The sequence below is a fragment of the Spartinivicinus marinus genome (genome assembly GCF_026309355.1).
GTDB classification, from domain to species: domain Bacteria; phylum Pseudomonadota; class Gammaproteobacteria; order Pseudomonadales; family Zooshikellaceae; genus Spartinivicinus; species Spartinivicinus marinus.
In genome coordinates, this window is the sequence record NZ_JAPJZK010000001.1 from 3,099,028 (window position 1) to 3,122,891 (window position 23,864).

21 protein-coding genes are annotated in these 23,864 nt (G+C 41.3%); 8 read left to right on the plus strand and 13 right to left on the minus strand.

Annotated elements, in window-relative coordinates; translation table 11 throughout:
- The first annotated feature begins 217 nt into the window (after window positions 1–217).
- On the plus strand, window positions 218–916 hold the full coding sequence (locus tag OQE68_RS13980; protein ID WP_180570468.1) for a cupin domain-containing protein: 699 nt from the start codon (window positions 218–220) through the stop codon (window positions 914–916).
- Window positions 917–1,311: 395 nt separating this feature from the next.
- Here the strand turns inward: OQE68_RS13980 and OQE68_RS13985 are convergent, their stop codons facing one another.
- From OQE68_RS13985 to OQE68_RS14020, 8 genes are all read right to left on the minus strand, one after another.
- Window positions 1,312–1,773: a hypothetical protein gene (locus tag OQE68_RS13985; protein WP_180570467.1), complete on the minus strand. Its 462-nt coding sequence runs from the start codon at window positions 1,771–1,773 to the stop codon at window positions 1,312–1,314.
- Between the two features lie 450 nt (window positions 1,774–2,223).
- Entirely contained in the window at window positions 2,224–3,756 is a 1,533-nt protein-coding gene (locus OQE68_RS13990) for a SpoVR family protein (protein WP_180570466.1), read from the minus strand.
- A complete protein-coding gene (locus OQE68_RS13995; RefSeq protein ID WP_180570465.1) occupies window positions 3,753–5,027 on the minus strand; it encodes a YeaH/YhbH family protein in 1,275 nt (424 codons plus the stop codon). Before OQE68_RS13995 ends, OQE68_RS13990 begins: the two co-directional genes overlap by 4 nt.
- Before the next feature lie 28 nt (window positions 5,028–5,055).
- Complete coding sequence (locus tag OQE68_RS14000; RefSeq protein WP_180570464.1) at window positions 5,056–6,978, minus strand: PrkA family serine protein kinase; 1,923 nt, start codon at window positions 6,976–6,978, stop codon at window positions 5,056–5,058.
- A gap of 115 nt (window positions 6,979–7,093) precedes the next feature.
- A complete protein-coding gene (locus tag OQE68_RS14005; protein WP_180570463.1) occupies window positions 7,094–8,209 on the minus strand; it encodes a dihydrolipoamide acetyltransferase family protein in 1,116 nt (371 codons plus the stop codon).
- Entirely contained in the window at window positions 8,206–9,189 is a 984-nt protein-coding gene (locus OQE68_RS14010) for an alpha-ketoacid dehydrogenase subunit beta (RefSeq protein WP_180570462.1), read from the minus strand. The genes OQE68_RS14005 and OQE68_RS14010 overlap by 4 nt, the downstream gene beginning before the upstream one ends.
- Complete coding sequence (gene pdhA / locus OQE68_RS14015) at window positions 9,182–10,294, minus strand: pyruvate dehydrogenase (acetyl-transferring) E1 component subunit alpha (RefSeq protein ID WP_180570461.1); 1,113 nt, start codon at window positions 10,292–10,294, stop codon at window positions 9,182–9,184. The genes OQE68_RS14010 and pdhA overlap by 8 nt, the downstream gene beginning before the upstream one ends.
- Window positions 10,295–10,426: 132 nt before the next feature.
- Window positions 10,427–11,455 (minus strand): Leu/Phe/Val dehydrogenase, encoded by a 1,029-nt coding sequence (locus OQE68_RS14020; protein WP_180570460.1) that lies wholly within the window; start codon window positions 11,453–11,455, stop codon window positions 10,427–10,429.
- A 234-nt stretch (window positions 11,456–11,689) separates the two neighbouring features.
- Here OQE68_RS14020 and OQE68_RS14025 point away from each other — a divergent pair, with 234 nt between their 5' ends.
- A complete protein-coding gene (locus OQE68_RS14025; RefSeq protein ID WP_180570459.1) occupies window positions 11,690–12,046 on the plus strand; it encodes a PilZ domain-containing protein in 357 nt (118 codons plus the stop codon).
- On the opposite strand, the gene lrp is transcribed toward OQE68_RS14025, so the two are convergent.
- Entirely contained in the window at window positions 12,043–12,540 is a 498-nt protein-coding gene (gene lrp / locus OQE68_RS14030) for a leucine-responsive transcriptional regulator Lrp (RefSeq protein ID WP_180570458.1), read from the minus strand. The genes OQE68_RS14025 and lrp overlap by 4 nt on opposite strands.
- A 176-nt stretch (window positions 12,541–12,716) precedes the next feature.
- On the opposite strand from lrp, the gene OQE68_RS14035 reads away from it, so the two are divergent.
- The 6 genes from OQE68_RS14035 (at window position 12,717) to OQE68_RS14060 (ending at window position 18,939) form a co-directional block, all read left to right on the plus strand.
- On the plus strand, window positions 12,717–13,973 hold the full coding sequence (locus OQE68_RS14035) for a D-amino acid dehydrogenase (protein ID WP_180570457.1): 1,257 nt from the start codon (window positions 12,717–12,719) through the stop codon (window positions 13,971–13,973).
- Between the two features lie 51 nt (window positions 13,974–14,024).
- Window positions 14,025–15,125 (plus strand): alanine racemase, encoded by a 1,101-nt coding sequence (alr, locus tag OQE68_RS14040; RefSeq protein ID WP_180570456.1) that lies wholly within the window; start codon window positions 14,025–14,027, stop codon window positions 15,123–15,125.
- 256 nt (window positions 15,126–15,381) lie between these two features.
- On the plus strand, window positions 15,382–16,740 hold the full coding sequence (locus OQE68_RS14045; protein ID WP_180570455.1) for an NAD-dependent succinate-semialdehyde dehydrogenase: 1,359 nt from the start codon (window positions 15,382–15,384) through the stop codon (window positions 16,738–16,740).
- A 216-nt stretch (window positions 16,741–16,956) separates the two neighbouring features.
- A complete protein-coding gene (locus tag OQE68_RS14050; RefSeq protein ID WP_180570454.1) occupies window positions 16,957–17,640 on the plus strand; it encodes a TIGR00153 family protein in 684 nt (227 codons plus the stop codon).
- Between the two features lie 144 nt (window positions 17,641–17,784).
- Window positions 17,785–18,228, plus strand: coding sequence for a GNAT family N-acetyltransferase (locus tag OQE68_RS14055; protein ID WP_180570453.1), 444 nt, complete (start codon window positions 17,785–17,787; stop codon window positions 18,226–18,228).
- A gap of 144 nt (window positions 18,229–18,372) precedes the next feature.
- Entirely contained in the window at window positions 18,373–18,939 is a 567-nt protein-coding gene (locus OQE68_RS14060) for a hypothetical protein (RefSeq protein ID WP_180570452.1), read from the plus strand.
- Between the two features lie 60 nt (window positions 18,940–18,999).
- Here the strand turns inward: OQE68_RS14060 and metF are convergent, their stop codons facing one another.
- The 4 genes from metF to OQE68_RS14080 all read right to left on the minus strand — a co-directional run bounded on the left by metF (window position 19,000) and on the right by OQE68_RS14080 (window position 23,594).
- Complete coding sequence (metF, locus tag OQE68_RS14065) at window positions 19,000–19,851, minus strand: methylenetetrahydrofolate reductase [NAD(P)H] (RefSeq protein ID WP_180570451.1); 852 nt, start codon at window positions 19,849–19,851, stop codon at window positions 19,000–19,002.
- Between the two features lie 127 nt (window positions 19,852–19,978).
- The gene (gene ahcY, locus OQE68_RS14070) at window positions 19,979–21,346 is read right to left on the minus strand and encodes an adenosylhomocysteinase (protein WP_180570450.1); all 1,368 of its coding nucleotides are present in this window, start codon (window positions 21,344–21,346) and stop codon (window positions 19,979–19,981) included.
- Window positions 21,347–21,381: 35 nt separating this feature from the next.
- Complete coding sequence (gene metK, locus OQE68_RS14075; RefSeq protein ID WP_180570449.1) at window positions 21,382–22,545, minus strand: methionine adenosyltransferase; 1,164 nt, start codon at window positions 22,543–22,545, stop codon at window positions 21,382–21,384.
- A gap of 23 nt (window positions 22,546–22,568) precedes the next feature.
- Window positions 22,569–23,594: a metalloregulator ArsR/SmtB family transcription factor gene (locus OQE68_RS14080; RefSeq protein WP_180570448.1), complete on the minus strand. Its 1,026-nt coding sequence runs from the start codon at window positions 23,592–23,594 to the stop codon at window positions 22,569–22,571.
- Between the last annotated feature and the right edge of the window lie 270 nt (window positions 23,595–23,864).

Genomic DNA, 23,864 nt, shown 5'->3' on the forward strand with positions numbered 1-23,864 from the left:
CTGCTTTTTCACTTTCATTCTTACAGCCAGTTAAGTTGGTACAAGCTGTTAAAGCGAACTCTCTTAATTTAATTGACTGAGATAAAGGGTGACCATAATATCTATCTATAGATAGATAGGCTAAGCAGGTTGTTGTCTGTAGCTTAAGCTCGATAGAAAGCCCAATAATAGAAAGCCCAATAGAAGTGCTATTAGACTTACAACAAAGGAAGGAAAAATGAGTAATGAATCAACTTTTGCACAATGCTCAAAAGTAAATGCAGATTTCAGTAAGCGAATAGTGATTAGTACCGATAGCTATCAATGGGTTGAGTCGCCAGTAAAAGGTGTTACTAGGATGATGCTTGATCGAGTTGGTATGGAAGCTGGTAGGGCAACCTCATTAGTTCGCTATGAGCCTAATAGCTCTTTTACGGATCATATACATACAGGAGGGGAGGAGATATTTGTTATTGAGGGGATATTTGTTGATGAGCATGGACAGTATCCTGCGGGAAGTTATATACGTAACCCAATTGGTACCTCTCATTCACCACAGGTAGGTGAGGATGGAGCATTAATTTTTGTTAAGTTACATCAGTTTGATCCGGCTGATACAAGCCTAGTCAGAATTAATACTCAAACTCAAAGCTGGCATCCTGGATTGGTAGTAGGCTTAACTGTAATGCCTCTGCATGAGTTTCAAGGAGAAAAGACAGCTCTGGTCAAGTGGGCTCCAAATACTCAGTTTAAGCAGCATATCCATCCAGGGGGAGAGGAAATTTTGGTGTTAGAAGGGACTTTCTATGATGAAGAGGGAGTTTACCCAGCTGGTACTTGGCTGCGTAACCCACCTTATAGTCGGCATACACCGTGTACTAAAAAAGAGGGTGCGCTGATCTATGTAAAAGTAGGGCATTTGCCTCTAAAAAGCTAAAAGTGCAGAGCGCTTTTTAATAAGTTATTTATTTTTTTTATTGAAGACAATATTTTTGAATGAAGCTGGCCATATTAAATGAGTTGCAATGACGCTCGTTAGAGCAAGGGCTATACCTAAAAAGAGATTTTTATGGTTTGTAACTTGAAGCGCTGCAACACATTTGGGGCAGGAAAACTCATTACTAAAAGATAGATTTTCTAGTGCGGACTTTTTTAGCCTATCTACTACAATCGGTGTGTTGCACTCAGGGCATCTCATTGAGAGTTTTCTTTGTTTTAATAAAACAGAGGTCCGTTATTGTGTTGATGGGCAATCTCTCAGAATGAGTGCCCATGTTAACAGAAGCGCTATCGCTTTTTACTGTCTACAGTTCAATTGGCTGTAGAACCAGTTTAAAGAATAGACCGCTTAAACTCCCATTTATTACTACTTTGCAGGCAGGCAATAGCGGGGCGAGATTCGCGAGTGATAGAACCATTGCTATCTATTTCAACGGAAATAGAGTAATTACGACAAGCTTCTCCTTCACTATTGGTATAAGTGCTACCAGCAGAAAATCCAAAGGTGCCTAGTTTTTGGTTGCGCCATTGACGATACTCTCCTTCGCCAAAGTCAGCAAATGCTTGCTGAATTACGCTTTCATCCTGATCAGAAATTGACGAAAGATCAATTTCACTGTCATAACTCCAAAGCGTCCATTTTAAAATGTGAGATCGTTCAAACTCCCAAATTTCAACTAGTTCAGTTTGGTCTGTATTTTCTTCTGATCCAGCTGGTTTTTTAGTTGCTGCTTGGCAGCCAGATAAAATGATTAGCACCAGACCAGCTATGGTGGCGACGGATATATTTTTCATGGTATTACCTTCTTACTAAGCCTTAGTACTGTCTCTCGTTCTAAGCACAGGGGAGTTTCATAGAGTGCTTATTCAATAATTTTAACGATTGTGATACAGCGTTTTAAAAATAAGTGCAACATTATTTATTGGACAAAGTAAGAAATGAAAATACTCAGCACTAATTTAAATGTAATTCTGAGTGTTTTGTAATCATGTTCAATAGGTTACTGTGAAGTTGGTTTATTAATTAATCGGTGGAGAAGTAAGTCAAATGTAGTGGTTTTTACCATTTTAATGATTGCTAAAAGACACTAATGAGTAAAGCGGCTGAAGGTAAATTGTTGCTGGAAGTATGTGAACAAAACCATAAAGGATATAATCGTGGTTTTGTTAAGATGGTTTGGCCTAAAGGCTTGCACAGCCTTTAAGCGAAAGAAATGATTGTACTTAACGATAGGGAAGGGTTGGCTATGTCAGCTCGATTAGGGACTTTTCTTCTTCCACCTCTTTAGGCGGGCAGTGGTAACTGCTATGTACCTTTTTATCTCTGATTGACTCTAGATGTACGTCAAACCCCCATAGGTTATGGATGTGCTTCAACATTTCTGGAGTGGTTTTTCCTAAAGGACGCTGTTGATGCTGATAATGGCGCAGTGAAAGAGAGCGGTCTCCTCTTACATCAACATTGTATACTTGAATATTAGGCTCTCGATTGCCCAGGTTATATTGAGCAGCTAAGGCTTCCCGTACTATCCGGTATCCTTCATCATTGTGAATAGCTTCAACTTCCAGGTAAGGTAAGTTTTCATCATCTCTAATGGAAAACAGTTTTAAGTCTCGAATGACTTTCGGGGACAAAAACTGCAGTATAAAGCTTTCGTCTTTGAAATTTTTCATTGCAAAATGCATGGTTTCAAGCCAATTTGAACCGGCGATATCAGGAAACCAGTGTTTATCTTCTTCCGTTGGTTTTTCACAAATACGACGAATATCCGTCATCATATGAAAACCGAGCGTATAGGGGTTAATGCCAGAATAGCGAGGGTCATCAAAACTAGGTTGAAACACCACATTGGAGTGAGAGTGCAGCATTTCCATAATGAACCCATCAGTTACCAGACCTTCTGCATGCAAATGATGCAAAATGGTATAGTGCCAAAAGCAGGCCCAACCTTCATTCATTACCTGAGTTTGTCGTTGTGGATAAAAGTACTGAGCAATTTTGCGAATAATTCGAATAACTTCCCGTTGCCATGTTTCTAATAATGGCGCATTTTTTTCAAAGAAATAAAGGATATTTTCTTCAGGATCGTCAGGAAAACGCTTTTCTTTTTTACCTTTTCCTTTTGGTTCCTGCTTGGGAATAGTATTCCAAAGTTCATTTAACTGGCGCTGGCGATATTCTTCTCGCTCTTGTTGTCGGGCTTTTTCTTCTTCTGTTGAAAGTGGTGTTGGCCTTTTATAGCGGTTAACACCATAATTCATTAAAGCATGGCAAGAGTCGACTAAGTCTTCAACAGCATCAATACCATAGCGTTCTTCGCATTTACTAATATAATTTTTAGCAAATAATAAATAATCGACTATTGAAGTGGCATCAGTCCAAGTACGGAATAAATAGTTGCCTTTAAAAAAGGAATTATGACCATAACTAGCATGGGCAATAACCAGTGCTTGCATGGTCATGGTGTTTTCTTCCATTAAATAGGCAATGCAGGGGCAGGAATTAATAACAATTTCGTAAGCTAGCCCCATATAACCACGACGGTAGTTCTGCTGTGTATTTAAAAACTGTTTGCCGAAAGACCAATGGCTATACATTAATGGCATACCTGTTGAAGCATAGGCATCCATCATTTGTTCAGAACTAATCACTTCTATTTGGTTAGGGTATGTATCCAATTGGTAGTGCTCGGCAACCCGGCCGATTTCCTGGTCATATTTTTCAATTAATTCGAAAGTCCATTCAGAGCCTGTTGAAATAGGTTGCTTCTTTTTCATGCTTCCTTCCTTTCGAATAATTGCCGGAAGACTGGGTATATATCATTAACCGACTTGATTTGTTGCATGGCAAAGGTTTCTGGAAAGTCTTCTACAATTTTTTCGTATTCTCGCCACAAGTTCTGGTGGTGCCGGTCGGTAATTTCGACATAAGCAAAATATTGAACCAGAGGCATAATGTGATTCACCAGAATGTCACTACAAATAGTAGAATCACCTTCCCAGTTATCACCATCGGATGCTTGGGCAACGTAGATATTCCAGTCTTGGACAGGGTAGCGCTCTTTAATCACATCTCGGCTTAACTCTAAAGCGCTGGAAACAATGGTTCCGCCTGTTTCTCGGGAATAGAAAAAATCATTTTCATCCACTTCTTTGGCTGAGGTGTGATGGCGAATAAAAACAACGTCTATTTCTTTATAGGTTCGTTTTAAAAACAGGTAGAGCAAAATAAAAAACCGCTTGGCAATGTCTTTTATTTCCTGGGTCATGGAGCCAGAAACATCCATTACACAGAACATCACGGCTTTGGTGCTTGGTACGGGGGTTTTTATATAGTTATTATATTTTAAGTCAAACTCATCAATAAAGGGCAAGCGCCTGAGCTTTATGTTTAATTCACGAATGCGGTCTTTGATCTCTTTGGCACGAATTTCATCATAAGCACCAGGGTTGACTTCCATTTCCCGTAGTTCACGCTTAAGTTCGCGAATTTCTTTACGACTAGAACCAGACAAAGCAATTCGTCGGGCATGAGCGCTTCGCAATGAACGAATGATATTAAGTTTTTCTGGTGTTCCCTTGCTGGTGAAACCTGCCAGCCTAAACTTGTAGGCTGTGGACTCTTTCAACTGTTTTTTTACTAGGTGAGGTAATTCTAAATCCTCAAACATGTATTCAAGAAATTCATCGTGGTTAATCTGGAAGGTAAACTCATCCATGCCTTCACCTTGATTGCTTGCGCGTCCAGAACCGCTCCCAGAACCGCCACCTGCTTCTGGGCGACGAATTTTATCGCCTTTGATAAATTCTTTATTACCTGGGTGAACAATGGTATTTTGCCCACCCCTACCATGGTGAAAGATAGGCTCAGATAGATCCTTATCAGGTATGGTAATTTGGCTTCCGCTTTCTACATCGGTAATACTTCGCTTGTTAACTGCGTCGGCCACTGCCCGTTTAATATGTTTTTTATAACGGTGCAGAAAACGCTGGCGGTTAACCGTGCTTTTATTTTTACCGTTGAGGCGTCTATCTATAATATGACTCATGGACTTACCTGCCGGTTAACTCAACCAATTATTGTGATTTTCTTACTCTGATATACCACTCTGAAAGTAGTCTGACTTGTTTTTCGGTATAACCTCTTTCAATCATGCGTTTTACAAACTCGTTGTGCTTGCGCTGATCTTCATTTGACGCTTTAGCATTAAAAGAAATTACTGGCAGTAAATCTTCAGTATTTGAGAACATTTTCTTCTCAATAACAGCGCGCATTTTTTCGTAGCTGAGCCAACTTGGATTTTTACCTTTATTGTTAGCTCGTGCTCGTAATACAAAATTAACAATTTCGTTTCGAAAATCTTTTGGATTAGCAATATTTGCGGGCTTCTCGATTTTTTCTAATTCATCATTGATTGCTTGTCGATTAAGTATGTCACCTGTTTCAGGGTCACGGTATTCTTGATCTTGAATCCAGAAATCAGCATAGGTAATGTAACGGTCAAAAATATTTTGGCCATATTCAGAATAAGACTCAAGATAAGCAGTTTGAATTTCTTTACCAAGGAATTCGATGTATTTTGGAGCTAGAAACTCTTTAATAAAACGTAAATAACGTTCTTGAACCTCAGGAGCATATTGTTGTTGCTCAATTTGCTGTTCTAATACATAGAGTAAATGAACTGGGTTTGCAGCAATTTCGCTGGGATCAAAGTTAAAAACTTTCGACAATATTTTAAAGGCAAACCTTGTAGATAAACCTTCCATTCCTTCATCTACTCCAGCAGAGTCATGATATTCCTGTAATGATTTGGCATTGGGGTCGGTATCTTTAAGGTTTTGGCCGTCATAGACCTTCATTTTAGAAAAAATATTGGAATTATCTGGCTCTTTAATCCGAGATAATACAGAGAACTGGGCTAGCATACGCAACGTGTCAGGTGCACATGGTGAGTCAGATAAAGAACTATTATGCAGTAATTTTTCATAAATGCGAACTTCTTCGGTAACGCGTACACAGTAAGGCACCTTGACGATATATACCCGGTCAATAAATGCTTCATTAGTTTTATTGTTTTTAAAGCTTTGCCACTCTGATTCGTTAGAGTGAGCCAAAATAATTCCTTCGAAAGGTAAACCGCCCATACCTTCAGTGCTGTTATAGTTACCTTCTTGAGTAGCTGTTAGTAGAGGGTGAAGAACTTTGATTGGGGCTTTAAACATTTCTACAAATTCTAACATACCTTGGTTCGCACGGCACAAACCGCCAGAAAAGCTGTAAGCATCTGGGTCATGTTGAGCATACTCTTCAAGTTGTCTAATATCGACTTTTCCCACTAGGGTAGAGATGTCTTGGTTATTTTCATCACCTGGCTCGGTTTTAGAAATCGCAATTTGGTTAAGAATAGAAGGATATAAACGCACTACTTTAAATTTTGAAATATCCCCGCCATATTCTTTTAAACGTTTTACTGCCCAAGGAGACATAACACCTTTTAAGTATCGTTTCGGAATTCCATATTCTTCTTTCAGAATATTGCCGTCTTCCAATGGGTTGAATAAACCTAATGGGGATTCAAATACAGGTGAACCTTTAATGGCATAAAAAGGAATGTGCTCCATTAAGTTTTTAAGTCTTTCAGCTAACGAAGATTTACCCCCACCAACAGGACCTAATAAGTAAAGGATTTGTTTCTTTTCCTCCAATCCTTGGGCAGCATGTTTAAAATAAGCAACAATTTGTTCTATGCACTCTTCCATGCCATAAAACTCAGCGAATGCTGGATATCTTTTTAGTAATTTATTTGAAAATATGCGGCTTAGTCGAGGGTCTCGAGAAGTATCTGTTAACTCTGGTTCTCCAATGGCAGCTAACATGCGTTCAGCTGCATTGGCATATGCCATTCGGTCTTTTTTACAAAGTTCTAAGTATTCTTGTAGGTTTAATTCTTCTTCTTGAATAGACTCATAACGACTTTTAATAGAACTAAATATATCCATTATATTCACCCGCTGACATGTAAGTAATTAAAATTCCAAATCCATCAAACCCTTAGACTTATGATTTATTAAATTGTTAATAAAAAAGTTATGAATATTGCGAAGCAATTAGAACTTAACTTTCTAGCTCAGTTTTAATTGCCTGCAGAAATCGGGCCGCTTCTCCCCCTGTCACAGCGCGATGATCAAAAGTCAGAGATAAAGGCATTATTTTATGTATAACTATCTCGTTATTTATTGCGACAGGCTCTCTTCTGACACGTCCAGTGCCTAATATACAAACAGTAGGCGGCACTACAATCGGGCTAGCATAACGGCCAGAAATGGTGCCGAAATTACTTAGAGTAAGTGTAGCACCTTGTAGCTCTGATGGAGGGATGGTTCTTGCCTCAACATCTTTGCGCAGGCGGTTCAACCCTTTACGCAAGTCAGCTTCATCACGATTTGCTACATCTCGTAACACGGGAACAAATAATCCTTGTGGAGTATCAACGGCGATACCTACATCCACTTTTTTATGAAGCCGACGGGCCATTCGCTCGCCATCAAACCAGGCATTTAAATGGGGTACTATTGTGCAAGCCTGAGCGAGTGCCTTTACCAGGCGGATGGTCATATCTTCTTTGGGCTGCCAATGATTAATGTCTGCATCATCAAATAGGGTAACAGGCACAATTTCCTGATGAGCCAGTGTCATGTTTTTAGCCATATGCTTTCTAACACCGGTCAGTGGCTCTGCCTGGCTACCCAATATGGAGTTCAAACGGGCTGCCCGCTCGACATCTTCGGTGCTGATAAACTGATTGGCTCCTGTTGCCTTAACGGTTGAAAGGTCAATATTTAGGCGCCTCGCTAGGGCTCGTACTGCTGGAGTAGCTCTTATCTGTGCTTGACGGCTAGTGCTGGGTGATGCACCGATAATGAATTCATCTTCTTCGTTATCACCTTCTGTAGCTTGCTTGATTTCACCTACAACGGTGCCTGTATCTTCATCTTCCTCATTAGCAAATTCCACTAATGGCTCACCCGTATGGATGGTGTCCCCTTCATTGACAAAAAGCTTGGCAATCACACCTGACTGGGGGGAAGGCACTTCAACAATCGCTTTAGCTGTTTCTACAGATACGAGTATTTGATCTTCTTTTATCTGCTCACCAGGCTTTATATGCCATTTCACTATATCTGCTTCGGGGATACCTTCACCAAGATCGGGTAATTTAAAAAATCTCATGCTTGCTCCATGGTCTTATTTACTGCATTGATGATGTCGCCTTTGCTAGGAATGTAATATTGCTCCATACGGTAGTAAGGCATGGTGATGTCATAACCAGTGACTCGCTCTACAGGCGCTTCTAACTCAACAGCCGCGTGATAGCTAATTTCTGCAGCAATATCAGCGCTAACAGCACCAGTTCGGGCTGCTTCGTGGACAATGACACAACGGCCGGTTTTTTGGACTGAGGCAAGGATGGTGTCGTAGTCAATGGGTTTAATAGAAGCAAGATCAATGACTTCAGCAGAGATACCAGTTTCTTCTAGTTGCTTGGCTGCTTGCAGGGTTTCCTGAACCGAGGCGCCCCAGCTGATCAGCGTGACATCGTGGCCTTCTTTTAAGGTGAAGCAGATATCCAGAGGCAAGGGCTCACCGTCATTAGGGACGACTTGCTTAGATGCTCGATAAATACGTTTAGGTTCAAAAAACAGCACTGGGTCAGGGTCTTGAATGGCTGCCAGCAAGAGACCATAAGCCCGTTTGGGAGAAGAAGGGATTACTACTCGAAAACCTGGAATATGGGCAAACAAGGCTTCGGTGCTTTCGGAGTGATGCTCTGGTGCATGAATACCGCCACCAAAGGGTGCACGCACCACCAACGGGCAGGTGAGTCGGCCACGGGTGCGATTTCGCATTCGAGCGGCGTGGCACATGAGCTGTTCAAGGGCTGGGAAGATAAAGCCCATAAACTGAATTTCTGCGACAGGTTTTAGCCCTTGGGTAGCCATGCCAATACTGACTCCCGCAATCAGTGCTTCGGCTAAAGGGGTGTCCATTACTCGTCTAAAGCCAAATTGTTCTTTAAGCCCCTGGGTCGCTCGGAAAACGCCACCATTGACTCCTACATCTTCGCCAAGTACTACTACATCTGGGTCATTGGTCATGGCGTGGTGTAGTGCTTGATTAACGGCTTCCACTAAGGTGATTTTATCAGTCATGACCACCTCCTTTGGTAACTTTGGCTTCCATTGCCATTTGTTGCTCTGTCAAACTGACTGGTGCTGTTTGGTAGTGATGTGTAAATAAATCGCTGACAGGAGGCAAGGGTGTTTTTAAGTATTCATCAACTGATTGCTGTACATGGTCTGCAACTTGAGCCTGGAGGCGTTGCTCTTTTTGTTCATCCCACCAACCATGGCTATGCAAGTATTGCTGTAGTCGCTTAATGGGTTCTTTAGACCAGCCGGTTTTAAGCTCTTCTGCATTTCTGTAGCGGGTAGCATCATCAGCCGTGGTATGATCACTGAGCCGATAACTCATGGCTTCAATCAGGGTGGCACCTTTGCCGGTTCTTGCTCGGTGGAGGGCTTGATTAATAACTTCGTGGAGGGCAATAACATCATTGCCATCGACTTGTAAGGCAGGAATGCCTGCACCAATACCTTTTTGCGCTAAAGTGGGTGCCCCACACTGAAGCCTTCTTGGTACTGAAATAGCCCACTGGTTATTGTTAATAATAAACACCAGCGGCAGCTGCCAAATACCCGCCAGATTAATACTTTCTAAAAAGTCACCTTTAGAAGTACCGCCATCACCACAAGTACAGAGAACAGCCCGTTGCTGGCCACGAACCTTAATAGCCGCCGCTGCCCCAGCAGCATGTGGTACTTGAGTGGCGATGGGAACACAATAAGGTAAGTCTTCTTTGCAGTCTGGGTTGGCACTGCCTCGCTCATCACCTCCCCAATAACGATACACATCGGCTTGCTTCATGCCCCGTATTACCATAGCGGCATGATCTCGGTAATAGGGAACAAAAACATCATCTTTGGCCATCACACTGCCAATGATTACCGCGATGGCTTCTTGACCTAATGTGGAGGGGTAGGTGCCTAGTTGGCCTGTCCGCTGTAGTGCAATGGCTTTTTGGTCGGCCTGACGGGCTTGCACCATTTCTCGATAGTAATAAACCAGCTTGTCAGGCTTAGTTGCCCATTCTGGTAACGGTTGGGTGAGTTCAGCGTGCTCATTTAGGTATTGAACATAATCAATGATGACTTTGGTTTGAGAAATGCTCTTTTGGGAAAAACTGCTTTGGGACATGTAATCCCCCTTTTTTATATTTATCATTAAGCTAGTGGTTGTCTCAGATCTATTGAGAAACCAAGCGTGGGGCTGGTCATGGGTTATTGACCGGCACCAAAAACTATCCTGTTAGATAACTGGCTTGTTAGACTACTGGGAGCTGTAAAGTACTTCTTCAGCCATATGATCGGCTATTTCGCTACTGGGTATATTTTGACTAATTGAACGCTTGAGCAGAGTATGCAGGGTTGTGCCAATCTCCTCTATTTTCTTTTTAATGGCGTCCAGCTTAGCGCCTTTGTGTTGTAGTGCAACAAACATCAAGCCTCCTGCATTGATTAAGTAATCAGGCGCATACAAAATATTCCGCTGGTGAATAAACTCACCACAATGGGGAAGAGCTAGTTGATTATTAGCTGATCCTGCTACTACTTGGCAGTTTAGTTCATTGATAGTTGGTTTAGAGAGGATGCTGCCAAGTCCACAGGGGCTAAAGACATCGCAATGAACTTTATGAATGGCATCAGCTGTTGCAGCAGTGGCATTAAACTCATTAACACAGCGGGCTAGTTTGGCTTTATCGATATCTGCAACAGTGAGCCTAGCATCATTTTCATATAGTAATCTGGCTAGCTCGTAGCCAACATTCCCCAGCCCTTGAATAGCTACATGCACGCCTTGAAGGTTGGTTGCCTGGTGTCCTTTTAGTTGTAAGCAGGATTTGATCCCGTTAAATACGCCAAGGGCGGTATAAGGGGCTGGGTTACCACCGGTAGAAGTACAGGTAACATATTGGGTTTGGTTAGCGATGGCATCCATATCCTCAGTGGTAGTACCTGCATCCATAGCAGTAATATAACGGCCTCCCAACTCATTGACGAAGCGGCCAAAAGCTTCGAATAGTAACGCACGGTCTTTTATCTTGGTGGGTTTGAGGATAACTGCCTTACCCCCTCCCAGAGGTAAATTTGCCAATGCTGCCTTATAACTCATGCCTTTGGCTAAGCGGATAGCATCGTCTATTGCTTGATCGGCATTTTGGTACTCAATAATCCGGCAGCCGCCGAGTGCAGGGCCTAATAGTGTATTGTGGATAGCAATAATCGCTTTTAAGCCAGTTTCCTCATCATATTTAAAGTGAAGGTCGTTGACTCTCGCTGTTGTCATGCGTTTAAACATAACGGGGTCCTCCGTTGCCGCTAAACACATTAATGCTGCTATGGCTTTTAACCATTATGTAACTCTAGCCCGGATATTTCACCTGATCATAGTAATTTTGCCTTGGTTGATTTGTAATCCTTATTATTAGACATGCAGTGTCAGATTATTGGTAAGTAAATTAATACTTTCATTTAATTGGCTATATCTAAGAGCTACTATAAATAAGTAGCTGTAAATTCTATGGAGTAACTGATGACAGATGGTCACCAACGAGATGATGAGCGAAGATGTCTGCCAAGGAAGCGACTAAAAAACTGCCATATAGAAGTGTTAAGTCAACAAACTGGAGATATTCTTGGCAAAGTATTTGATATCAATATAAAAGGGTTTATGCTGCTATCTTCTAACCAGGTAAATCCTTTTGAGCAGTATGCATTATCGTTTGTGTTGCCGGATGGTAAACAGCAAGGAACATTGATTAACTTCGAAGCTGAATGTATGTGGTGCCAGGGCTCAAACTTTTCCAGTGACTTTGGGGCAGGCTTTGAGTTTAAACGCATAAAAAAATCCCACCTCCCCATATTAAAAGCCTTTATTGATGCATTTTAAGATGGATTTTCAAGGATCGGGATGGTTAAGGTTTCTTTAAGCTCTTCCATCACAATATAACTTTTTGACTCCCTCACACCTGGTAGCTTTAGTAGAATATCGCCCAATAATTCTCGATAAGAAGCCATCTCTGATATACGGGCTTTAATTAAGTAGTCAAAATCCCCAGAGACTAAATGACACTCTAAAACATGGGGAAGTTTAATCACTGCTCGGCGAAACTCATCGAAGATATCTGCAGACTTTGAATATAAACTGATCTCAACAAATACTAATAATCCAGCTTGTAGTAATTGAGGGTTTAATTTGGCGGCATAACCTTCAATGTAGCCTTCTCGCTCTAGTCGTTTGACTCGCTCAAGACAGGGGGTGGTGCTTAAGCCTACCTGATCAGCCAAATCTACATAGGAGATTCGACCATCTTCTTGTAAGATCCGCAAAATATTTCGATCAATTCGATCTAATTGACGGCTGGTTTCGCGTTTATTTCTCATTGGTATCTAAGTTGGTCGTTATTGTTACAGTTTAATGTAATTTATTTTTTAAAAAAGCACCACATTAGCTGTTCAAATAGGTTGTAATTGTTTTGTTTTACTATTGCAAGTCGATGTGAGTGCAATTACAAAGAAAAGAACGTGGTAGGCTTGTATTGCTCTGTATAGGGGGGATAGTGAAAGTAGTCGTTTTAGGCTGTGGTGTTATTGGAGTAACAACCGCTTATTATTTGGCAAAGCAAGGTCACCAGGTTGTCGTTGTTGATCGGCAGCCTGGGCCGGCACTGGAAACTAGCTTTGCTAATGCTGGGCAAATATCTCCTGGCTATTCAGCGCCTTGGGCAGCGCCAGGTATTCCATTAAAAGCTTTAAAATGGATGTTGCAAAGCCACTCCCCCCTAGTAATTCACCCTCAACTAGACTCTTTATTCTTGCACTGGCTATGGCAAATGTTAGCGAATTGTACCAGTAAGCGTTATGCCATAAATAAAGCCAGAATGGTACGACTAGCAACTTATAGTAAGCAGTGTCTAGTTTCATTAAGAGAAAGCCTGGCGTTAAATTTTGAAGGCCGAGAGCTAGGCACACTACAGTTGTTTCGGACAGCCAAACAATTACGTGCAATTGATAAAGACATCAAAGTGCTTGAACAGTATCAAGTGCCTTATGAGCGTTTAGATGTGGCAGGTTGTATTAATATTGAGCCAGCACTAAGTGATCAGCAACATAAAATAGTGGGTGGCTTACGGCTACCCTATGATGAAACTGGGGATTGCTATTTGTTTAGTCAGGTATTGATGGAGCAGGCTAAACAGTTGGGTGCCACCTTTTTATTTAATAAAAAAATATTAGGTATCAATGCAACCAGTACTGAGGTAAAGAACCTGGTCTTAGAAGAGGGTGTTATTGATGGTGACTGCTATGTAGTGGCGCTAGGCGCTTACAGCCCAGCTTTATTAACGTGGTTGGGGATCAAATTACCTGTTTATCCTGTAAAAGGTTATTCGCTGACGATTCCTATCCAAAATACTGAAATGGCACCCTGCTCAACGGTAATGGATGAAACCTACAAAGTGGCGGTGACTCGTTTTGATCAGCGACTAAGAGTAGGAGGGACAGCTGAGCTGGCAGGGTTTGACCTTTCTCTACAGGAGGCGAGACGCAAGACGCTTGCCTATGTAGTATCAGATTTATTTCCCAATGCTGGCAATGTGACAGACAGCGAGTTTTGGGCAGGATTACGACCAATGACGCCTGATGGAACCCCAGTGGTCGGCTCAACGTCGTTGACTAACTTATATTTAAATACAGGACATGGTACGTTAGGCTGGACTATGTGCTGTGGTTCTGCCAAATTGCTAGCTGACCAAATAACAGGAAATACACCAGAAATTGATCCTGAAGGGTTAGCAATTAGTCGCTACAGTAAATAAGGTAGCTGTAAATAGTAGTTGAATAACTGATTTATGTGGTAATTGAATTGAATGAGTCGTCCTACCAAAGCGGTAGTTAATTTATCCGCCATTCGCCATAACTACCAGTTAGCGAAGCAATTAACCAAACAGCCGGCACTTGCTGTCATTAAAGCAGATGCATATGGGCATGGTGCAACTGCTGTAGCGTTGGCATTGCAAGATATTGCTGATGGCTTTGCTGTAGCTTGTATTGAAGAAGCCTTGCAACTGCGAAGGGTTGGTATTAGTCAGCCAGTCTTATTACTAGAAGGTTTTTTTACCCAAGATGAATTGGCGGTTATTGCTGAGCAACAGTTTGCTTGTGTTGTACATAACCAATGGCAGTTACAGGCATTACTTGCAGAACCTTTAAGTAAGCCGATTAATGTGTGGTTGAAGTTTGATAGTGGTATGCATCGTTTAGGGTTGTCGGCAAATGATTATTTAACTGCTTATCAGCAATTGCTCCACTCGCCCAATGTACAACAAGTGATTTGCATGACCCATTTGGCTAGTGCAGATGAGCTGACTGATCCCATGACCCATGATCAATTAGCCCGCTTCAAGCAACTGGTGCAACCTTTAAATGCCTCAGTTAGCGTAGCCAACTCAGCTGCTGTATTGGGTTGGCCTGAAACCTATCTGGGTTGGGTTAGGCCTGGTATTATGCTGTATGGTGCCTCCCCATTTGTGAAAAAACAACCTGATTCTGCTACAGCACTACAAACAGCAATGACACTACAGTCATCACTAATTGCGATAAAAACCATAAAAAAAGGAGATACTGTAGGATATGGAGCAACCTATCAAGCGCCTGAAACAATGTATATGGGGGTAGTGGCCATTGGTTATGGAGATGGTTACCCGCGTCATGCCAGGTCAGGTACTCCTTTGTTAGTCAATGGCGTTCGCTGCCCACTGATTGGAAGGGTCTCAATGGATATGTTGGCTGTCGACTTGCGCCCGGTAGCGACTAATGTTCAACTAAATGATCCAGTGGTACTGTGGGGAGGAGGGGAGTTGCCAGCTCATGAGGTAGCAGAGTGGGCAGACACTATAGCCTATGAGTTATTCACAGGAATAACGCGGCGCATAAAAGTGGAATATATGACCAATATGAGTGATCTCTAGGTGAGGAATAAAGGCAACAAAACCTAGAAATCATGCCTGAAGGTATACCCATCACAAATGATTTATCAACATTATTGATGTATGCAAAACCATTTACGAAGCATATATAACTTAAAAAAACGATTGTTGTCTAATAGTAGGCAAATAATACTATTTGTTCACACTTGATCTGAAAAGGGTTTTGCTTGAGTCAACTTTTAGGGGTATTGTTTTGCGAATTACTGGTGAGAAGAAATAAGGCCGTTGAGGAGTCAGCATGAAGCTCCAGTCAGTTAATCCTTTTAACCAAGAACTGCTTGATGAATTCGAGGTGTTTGATAATAACAGCTTGGAGCAAGCAATAACTAAAGCTGATCAGGCTTTTAATCATTGGCGTCAGTTTACTTATAGTAAAAGAGCTGATGCTTTAAAAAGACTAGCCAGTCTACTAAAAAAACAACGTGACTCACTTGCAAAGTTAATTACTTGCGAAATGGGGAAGCTTTATAAAGAAGCGTTGGCAGAAGTTGATAAGTGTGCGTTGGCTTGTGAGTATTATGCAGATAATGCTGAGCCAATGTTAGCACCGGTGCAAGTGGCTACTGATGCTAGCCGCAGCTATATTACTTATCAGCCACTCGGAATTATTATGGCGGTAATGCCATGGAATTTCCCTTTTTGGCAGGTTTTTCGGTTTTTAGTTCCTGTATTAATGGCTGGTAATACAGCTGTGCTTAAACATGCTTCTAATGTGCCTCAATGTGCTTTAGCTATTGAGCGATTAGTAAAAGAAGCAGGTTTACCGGAAGGGTGTTTTCGCACTTTAATGATAGGCTCAAATAAAGTAGAGCAAATCATTGCTGATAAACGTATTAAAGGCGTAGCACTGACAGGCAGTGAATTAGCAGGGAGGCAAGTTGCCAAATTAGCAGGGTATAACTTGAAAAAGTCTGTGATGGAACTGGGTGGGTCTGATGCGTTTATTGTATTAGATGATGCCGATTTAAATATCACTATTCCAACGGCAGTGACATCTCGTTATATGAATGCAGGACAAACCTGTATTTCAGCTAAACGCTTTATTGTGCAATCAGCAATAGCCGATCAATTTGTTGAACAATTTAAACAAGCGGTTAGTCAACTAACTTTGGGCGATCCTTTAGATTCTGCTACCACTTTAGCGCCCATGGCACGAGCTGATTTGCGCTCAGAATTACATCAACAGGTAAGTTATTCTCTTAAGCAGGGTGCTATTAGCCTATTGGGCTGTGAGCAAGGAGAGGGTAATTTCTACCAGGCTTCAATTTTGGCTAATGTAAAACCTGGTGTGCTAGCTTATCAGGAAGAAATATTTGGACCTGTTGCCAGCATAATTGAAGTGGCAGATGAACAAGAAGCAATAGCAGTAGCCAATGACAGTGCTTATGGGCTAGGAGCCAGTGTTTGGAGTCAGGATAATGAGCGAGCAGAACAGCTAGCTTTATCGCTAGAAGTAGGTAACGCCTTTATTAATGGCTTGGTAAAAAGTGATGTGCGTTTACCCTTTGGCGGTATAAAACGCTCTGGTTATGGACGAGAGCTTGCAGCAGAAGGTATTAAAGAGTTTACGAACACTAAATCAATCTGGATTAAGTAACTCTTCGCGAATGATTTTTATACCCCTTCGCTGTGAGTATATACTGCTGCCCACACCATAATTAATGTATGGTAGCTATATACCCTTCATATTAGGGTACTAGATGGTTGTCAGATAAGTTGAGTTTTTCTGACAGTCATCTTACCCCTTCTAACATTTATTCAAGTGCTAAGCTTAAAAGAAAGCAATGAAGAATAAGAGGAAGGGGCAAGTCTAATGTTTCGTAATGCTATTATTGATCTTTTTGCACGTTCCCCCTTCCATCCTATCCAACAACATATGGTTAAAGTGCTTAGCTGTGTGGAGTTGCTCCCTACATTTATGCAGTCAGCTGTAAGTGATGATTGGGATGAAGCGGCTGTGATAGAACGACATATTTATGAGCTAGAGCATGAAGCCGACGAGTTGAAAAAAGAAATTCTCCACCGTTTACCTGCTGGTATATTAACGCCGGTGCCTAGAGAATTATTATTTAAGCTGGTTTATGATCAAGATGAGGTTGCTAATATTGCTGATAATATTACGACCAGAATTATCTCCCGCCAATTAGTTATACCTGAAGGCATGACAGAGCAGTTAAGCCAGTTTGTTCAGGTGACAGTAAACACGACTATATTAGCACACCGGTGTGTTGGCGAATTAGATTATTTATTAGAAACCGGCTTCAAAGGTAAAGAGGCAGAAATTATAGCTGAAATGACCCAAGAAATAGAAGATTTAGAAGATGCCGCTAGAACTCAGCTAAGAGAAAATCGAAAAGCTATCTACAGCCTCGAAAATCAGCTTAATCCACTGGATGCCGTTTGTTTATATCGAGTTGCTGACGATTTAGCTGCTTTAGCATCAGCGGCTAGAAGTATCGCTAAGCAATTGGAGTTGATGGTGGTTAAGACCAGTTAATCTTATTTTTATTAAACAGGCTATACCTGCTGCTGATTTTGCTTGTATTAATATTCTATTCTGTAGGAGTATATTCATAGTTAAAAGTGACTGCTTATTAGAGTCATATTGTGTGAATAATACGAAACCTGTAGGGTGGATTGAATGGAAATAATAAAAGTAACTATCGAAGAACTTAATCAAGTATCAAATTTATTCGATAAATACCGCCAATTTTACAAGCAGGACGCTGATTTACCAGCAGCAACAACTTTTATCAAAGAGCGATTGGTAAATGAAGACTCGGTCATCTACTTAGCGCTAGTTAACAACCAGTCAGTGGGGTTCACTCAGCTTTATCCTGCGTTTTCATCAGTAGCCATGAAGCGAATGTGGTATCTCAATGACTTATATGTGCATCCTGATTACCGTAAGCAAGGTATTGCCGAGGCTTTGTTAGAGCAAGCCCAGCAATTAGCTATAGAAACAAATGCATTAACGGTGAAATTGGCAACAGCAGTGGATAACAATGCAGCAAAAGCTTTATATGAAAAGGTTGGCTATCAAAAGATCACTGCTTTTGAGCATTATTCGAGGAAGGTCTGGTAGTTGCTAAATGGAGCAATATCTAGGTAGATATTCATGATGATATTTGGTTAAATTTGGTTATATAATGTTATCAGCTATGTTCTATTTGTCGCATTTATTTTACAGTTCTGATTCTGTGAATATTTAGATTTTAAAAAGAGAAATATGAGTAATAGTGACATAGCAGCAGTAGCTAGCATAAGTGATAGTATAGAAACTAGTAATTTCCAGTCAGATTCTCAAATAACTAGTTTGGGTGCAGTTATCTATCATCAATCTAATAATAAAGACTTAATATCTGATGACAGTGATAGCCAAAGCTTATTTGGTAATATTGAATATGGATTAACCATAACAGCTAAGAGTGATGGCGATACTGCAAGAATTGATGAGTTTTTTCAATCTACACCTACAGTTGATTTGAGTACAAAGAATGACGATTTCGACTACCTGACTGAAAATGAATACAACAATCTTTCAGGTGCAGGTGGTTCAGACTACCTTTTAGGTGGTGCTGGTAATGACACCCTTCTTGGTAATGGCTCATATGGTCAGAAAGATAGCAGTTTGATAGGCCCACCTTTAAGTAAAAGAGAGTTTACTGCTGACCAAATAGATGATTTAGTGCAGGCATTGGCTGGCTTTGAACAAGAAGAGTTTGTAGAGAGTGGCTTAACTGATTATTGTGGCGCTACTAGTGAATCATTTGCTACAGTCTGTTTGCCTCAGTAATAACTATACATCGACTGTAGGCTAATGATGTTGATAAAGAGGCTGGTTGAACCAGCCTCTTTATTTCCCTAACCCCAAATTATCCACAATAGCCAAACTGGGTTCAGCTTGATTTAGAGTATAAAAGTGTATGCCTGGTACACCTTGGCTGATTAGTTTTTCGCACAATTGGGTGATTACATGTTCGCCAAACTGTTTGATGCTGGTGGCATCATCCCCGTATGCTTCTAGTTGTTTGCGAATCCAGCGGGGGATTTCTGCGCCGCAGGCGTCGCTAAAACGAGCCAGTTTAGTGTAGTTAGTGATTGGCATTATCCCTGGGATGATCGGTATTTCTATATTTAATTTTTGACAACGCTCGATAAAATAAAAATAGCTGTCAGCATTGAAAAAATATTGGGTGATAGCAGAGTTGGCACCTGCATCAACCTTGCGTTTAAAGTTTTCTAAATCTTTTTCTGCATTGGGTGCTTGTGGATGAATTTCTGGGTAGGCAGCAACCTCTAAGTAAAATTGATCGCCACTTTGTTCGCGAATAAACTCAACCAATTCATTAGCGTATCTAAGTTCACCTGATGCTAGTCCCATTCCGGATGGTAAATCCCCTCTTAAAGTAACAATGCGCTTAATATCGTGCTTTTGGTAAAGCGCTAATAATTCAGCTATTTCACTTTTATTTGCACCGATGCAGGATAAATGAGGTGCTGTGGATATATTGGTTAAGCTTTTAATGTCAAATACTGTGCCTGCAGTACGATCACGAGTTGAACCTGCTGCGCCATAAGTAACGGAAAAAAATTCCGGATTTGAGGCTGCTAGTTTTTTAGCTGTGTTTAATAATTTTTCTGCACCAGCTTCAGTTTTTGCTGGGAAAAACTCAAAACTGATTGGAAGCGATGATTGTGTATTCATAATGTTTTTAGAAGCAATATTATTGCTTTCCCGAAGCTGATTTTATTTCACACTGTTGCAAAAGGACTCAGTCCCTAGTTTCTTCTCCCCCTTCGGGGAGAAGGTGAGGATGAGGGAGGGGAGTATATTAGTATTTATAATTATCCGGTTTAAATGGCCCCTCAACAGGGGTATTCACATATTTAGCTTGAGCTTCGGTCATTTGGGTAATAACCCCACCAAAGCCTTCTACCATGTAACGGGCAACTTCTTCGTCCAGTTTTTTTGGTAGAATTTTTACATATAGGTTCTGTGGTTTTTCGTCAGCAGCTAACTCACCAAATTTACCTTTGTATAAATGAATTTGCGCTAATACTTGGTTGGCAAATGAGCCGTCCATAATTCGGGATGGGTGGCCTGTTGCATTCCCCAAGTTAACTAGACGACCTTCTGATAATAGTAAAATATGATCTTCAGTTGCTGGTTTACGATGGATTTTATGTACCTGGGGTTTGATTTCTTCCCATTCCCAGTTTTTGCGCATAAAGGCTGTATCAATTTCGGTATCAAAATGACCAATGTTACAAACAACTGCACCGCATTTCAGTGCTTGCAACATATTGCTATCACATACATGTACGTTGCCGGTTGTAGTAACTAGTAAATCAGTTGTGCCTAACAATTCGCGATTAATACATTCTGCGGTACCAGTATTAACGCCATTGATATAAGGCGAAACTATTTCAAAACCGTCCATACAGGCTTGCATGGCACAGATAGGGTCTATTTCTGTTACCTTAACAATCATCCCTTCCTGGCGTAATGATGCAGCAGAGCCTTTACCGACATCACCGTAACCAATAACAAGCGCTTTTTTACCTGATAATAAATGGTCTGTTGCCCGTTTGATGGCATCATTTAAACTATGACGGCAGCCGTATTTGTTGTCATTTTTAGACTTGGTAACCGCGTCATTCACGTTAATAGCTGGGACTTTTAAAGTACCTTTCTCCAGCATTTCTAACAGGCGATGTACGCCAGTGGTGGTTTCTTCTGAAATACCATGGATACGATCTAACATTTCAGGGTATTTATTATGCAGGATTTCAGTTAAGTCGCCGCCATCATCCAGCACCATATTGGCATCCCAAGGTTTACCATCTTTAAGAATAGTTTGCTCAATACACCAAACGTATTCTTCTTCTGTTTCACCTTTCCAGGCAAAAACAGGTGTGCCACTGGCAGCAATAGCTGCAGCTGCGTGATCTTGAGTTGAGAAAATATTACAAGATGACCAGCGTACTTCTGCCCCCAGCTCAACTAGAGTTTCAATTAATACTGCAGTTTGGATGGTCATATGAATGCAGCCAAGAATCTTGGCACCAGCCAGTGGCCTGCTGTCGCTGTATTTGCAACGAATAGCCATGAGTGCTGGCATTTCAGATTCAGCAATTTTAATTTCTTTGCGGCCCCAGTCGGCGAGGGAAATATCTGCAACTTTATAGTCGTTAGCCATGAGCTTATACCTGTAACGAATTATTTAATATTTAGTTAGATTTTAGCTGCTTGCTTCAAAAGATCGGCTTTATCAGTTTTTTCCCAAGTAAACTTGGCTTCTTCACGACCGAAGTGACCGTAAGCTGCTGTTGATCTATAAATGGGGCGCTTTAAGTCAAGCATGTCAATTAAGCCTCTTGGTCGTAAGTCAAAGTGCTCTCGGATTAGCTCTATGATTTGGTCATCACTGATTCTGCCGGTGCCAAATGTATTGACGCTAATAGAAGTAGGCTCGGCTACACCAATGGCATAAGACACTTGAATTTCACAGCGTTCAGCAAGCTCGGCTGCAACAATATTTTTTGCCACATAACGGCCAGCATAGGCTGCGCTACGGTCGACTTTTGAAGGATCTTTACCAGAAAATGCTCCGCCGCCATGGCGAGCCATTCCACCATAGGTGTCTACAATAATTTTCCGGCCAGTTAAGCCGCAGTCTCCGACTGGGCCACCAATAACAAATTTGCCAGTAGGATTAATAAAATATTTGGTTTGTGGGGTTAACCATTCTTCAGGTAAAACTGGCTGAATAATAGTTTCTAACACAGCTTCGCGTATTTCTGACTGTTTAATACCATCTTCGTGTTGAGTGGATAGCACAACAGCATCAATACCGCAGGGTTTGCCTTGTTGGTCATATAAAAAAGTTACCTGACTTTTAGCGTCAGGTCTTAGCCAAGGAAGAATGCCATTTTTTCGTACTTCAGCCTGACGTTTAACCAACCGATGGGCGTAGGTAATAGGGGCTGGCATTAATACGTCAGTTTCATTGGTAGCATAACCAAACATTAAGCCTTGGTCACCGGCACCCATCTCTTTATGTTCTGCTTCATCTACACCAATAGCAATATCAGCTGATTGTTTGCCGATAGCATTCATTACTGCGCAAGAAGCACCATCAAATCCCATTTCAGAGTGGTTATAGCCAATATCTAGTACAACTTCACGCACTAAATCTTCAATGTCCACATACGTTTGAGTACGTACTTCACCAGCAACTAATACCATTCCAGTTTTAACTAGCGTTTCTACTGCAACCCGGGCGTCTTTATCGTCTGCAATAATGGCGTCTAATATTGCATCTGAAATTTGGTCTGCCACCTTATCGGGATGTCCTTCTGATACTGACTCAGAAGTAAATACAGAATATTCGCTCATTGTTTTTTTCCTAAATTAATGGGTTAGTTCGTTATATTTGATGCTGGCTTAATAAAATGCCGCACTTGGAGTTGAAATCCATTACGCAGCCCCAGATATAAACTTTCTTGTGGCTCTAGGTCAGTCTGTTGGACCCAGCCATTTACCTCGTCTTCAGCAAAGCCCAACCACATATCACCACAGGCCTGTTGCACCCAGCTTTGATCATGGGCACATAAGTCGCTAATTAATAATGAGCCGCCTGGTATTAGTACTTCACTTGCTTTAATAAATAATTCAGTTGGAGAAGGTACATGATGCAACACCATATTCATCACAATACAGTTAGCTGTCAGTGGTGTAGCTAAAGCCTCGACAGCTTCTTGATGAATAAACTGAATATTATTTAATTGCTGCTCATCAGCAAACAATTTAGCTTTCTCTAGCATTTCCTGAGAAATGTCAACAGCAATGACTTGCTTATATAAAGGAGATAATACGTTTAAAAACAGACCTTCTCCTGGCCCAATTTCAATTGCTGTACTGTTTTTGGGAATTGCCAGAGTAGTTAGGACTTCTTTAATACTGGCCGCGTAAATATCGTATTCTGCAATTAGCTCCTGCTGCTGGCGAAACTTATCAGCAAACTTTGCAAAGAACGCTCTAGCGGTTTCGGCTCGTTGTTGTTTAACTTGTTGGAGCCTTTCCTGTGTTGCTGCGCTTATCGGGAGTAAGTCAACAGTTTTATACAAAGTTGTTAGTAACTGAGCAGTAGCTTGGTCTGGCTTTGGCCATTCTCGCCGATAAAAAATTGTGTTGCCTTCTCGCCGGGTTGTCACTAACCCAGCCTTTGCCATGATTTTTAAATGATGACTAAGGGCTGACTGCTTAATATCGAGAATTGCACACAACTCCAACACACCAAATGAGTCTGCTTTAAGCGCCCGTAAGATATCAAGCCGTAAAGGGTCAGCACTGGCCTTACAAAAACTGGCCAGCGTTTCAGAGCTGACGAGTGCTTGGTCAGGGGTGGGAGCTATGCTGTCTTGAGATAACGAGTTAGTAGTCATGGCAGCCAGTGTAGCAGTTGCTTTAACCAGTCACAACATCTATATCAAAGTTTTTTGATATAGATGTTGTGACTGGTAGAGATAAGAGGTGCTATGGCCTGCCAGCCAGGCCATAGTAAATAAATAGAAAGAGAAAACTTGACTATAATTTAAAATACAAAAGTCTACTAACACGGAGCGTGTAGTATATTAATGCAAAAGCTATTAATCATTCATAATTGGTATACTTTTTTTGTCGCAATTTTGTCTTTAAGAGCATCTTACTTAGTT

Excerpts from the sequence above, each read along its gene's own strand:
- OQE68_RS14060 (WP_180570452.1), top strand. The coding sequence starts at position 18,373 with ATGAGTAATAGTGACATAGCAGCAGTAGCTAGCATAAGTGATAGTATA.
- OQE68_RS13980 (WP_180570468.1), top strand. The coding sequence starts at position 218 with ATGAGTAATGAATCAACTTTTGCACAATGCTCAAAAGTAAATGCAGAT.
- OQE68_RS13990 (WP_180570466.1), bottom strand. The coding sequence starts at position 3,756 with ATGAAAAAGAAGCAACCTATTTCAACAGGCTCTGAATGGACTTTCGAA.
- OQE68_RS14055 (WP_180570453.1), top strand. The coding sequence starts at position 17,785 with ATGGAAATAATAAAAGTAACTATCGAAGAACTTAATCAAGTATCAAAT.
- metF (WP_180570451.1), bottom strand. The coding sequence starts at position 19,851 with ATGAATACACAATCATCGCTTCCAATCAGTTTTGAGTTTTTCCCAGCA.
- OQE68_RS13985 (WP_180570467.1), bottom strand. The coding sequence starts at position 1,773 with ATGAAAAATATATCCGTCGCCACCATAGCTGGTCTGGTGCTAATCATT.
- metK (WP_180570449.1), bottom strand. The coding sequence starts at position 22,545 with ATGAGCGAATATTCTGTATTTACTTCTGAGTCAGTATCAGAAGGACAT.
- OQE68_RS14010 (WP_180570462.1), bottom strand. The coding sequence starts at position 9,189 with ATGACTGATAAAATCACCTTAGTGGAAGCCGTTAATCAAGCACTACAC.
- OQE68_RS14050 (WP_180570454.1), top strand. The coding sequence starts at position 16,957 with ATGTTTCGTAATGCTATTATTGATCTTTTTGCACGTTCCCCCTTCCAT.
- pdhA (WP_180570461.1), bottom strand. The coding sequence starts at position 10,294 with ATGTCCCAAAGCAGTTTTTCCCAAAAGAGCATTTCTCAAACCAAAGTC.
- OQE68_RS13995 (WP_180570465.1), bottom strand. The coding sequence starts at position 5,027 with ATGAGTCATATTATAGATAGACGCCTCAACGGTAAAAATAAAAGCACG.
- alr (WP_180570456.1), top strand. The coding sequence starts at position 14,025 with ATGAGTCGTCCTACCAAAGCGGTAGTTAATTTATCCGCCATTCGCCAT.
- OQE68_RS14000 (WP_180570464.1), bottom strand. The coding sequence starts at position 6,978 with ATGGATATATTTAGTTCTATTAAAAGTCGTTATGAGTCTATTCAAGAA.
- OQE68_RS14025 (WP_180570459.1), top strand. The coding sequence starts at position 11,690 with ATGACAGATGGTCACCAACGAGATGATGAGCGAAGATGTCTGCCAAGG.
- OQE68_RS14005 (WP_180570463.1), bottom strand. The coding sequence starts at position 8,209 with ATGAGATTTTTTAAATTACCCGATCTTGGTGAAGGTATCCCCGAAGCA.
- OQE68_RS14020 (WP_180570460.1), bottom strand. The coding sequence starts at position 11,455 with ATGTTTAAACGCATGACAACAGCGAGAGTCAACGACCTTCACTTTAAA.
- OQE68_RS14045 (WP_180570455.1), top strand. The coding sequence starts at position 15,382 with ATGAAGCTCCAGTCAGTTAATCCTTTTAACCAAGAACTGCTTGATGAA.
- ahcY (WP_180570450.1), bottom strand. The coding sequence starts at position 21,346 with ATGGCTAACGACTATAAAGTTGCAGATATTTCCCTCGCCGACTGGGGC.
- OQE68_RS14080 (WP_180570448.1), bottom strand. The coding sequence starts at position 23,594 with ATGACTACTAACTCGTTATCTCAAGACAGCATAGCTCCCACCCCTGAC.
- lrp (WP_180570458.1), bottom strand. The coding sequence starts at position 12,540 with ATGAGAAATAAACGCGAAACCAGCCGTCAATTAGATCGAATTGATCGA.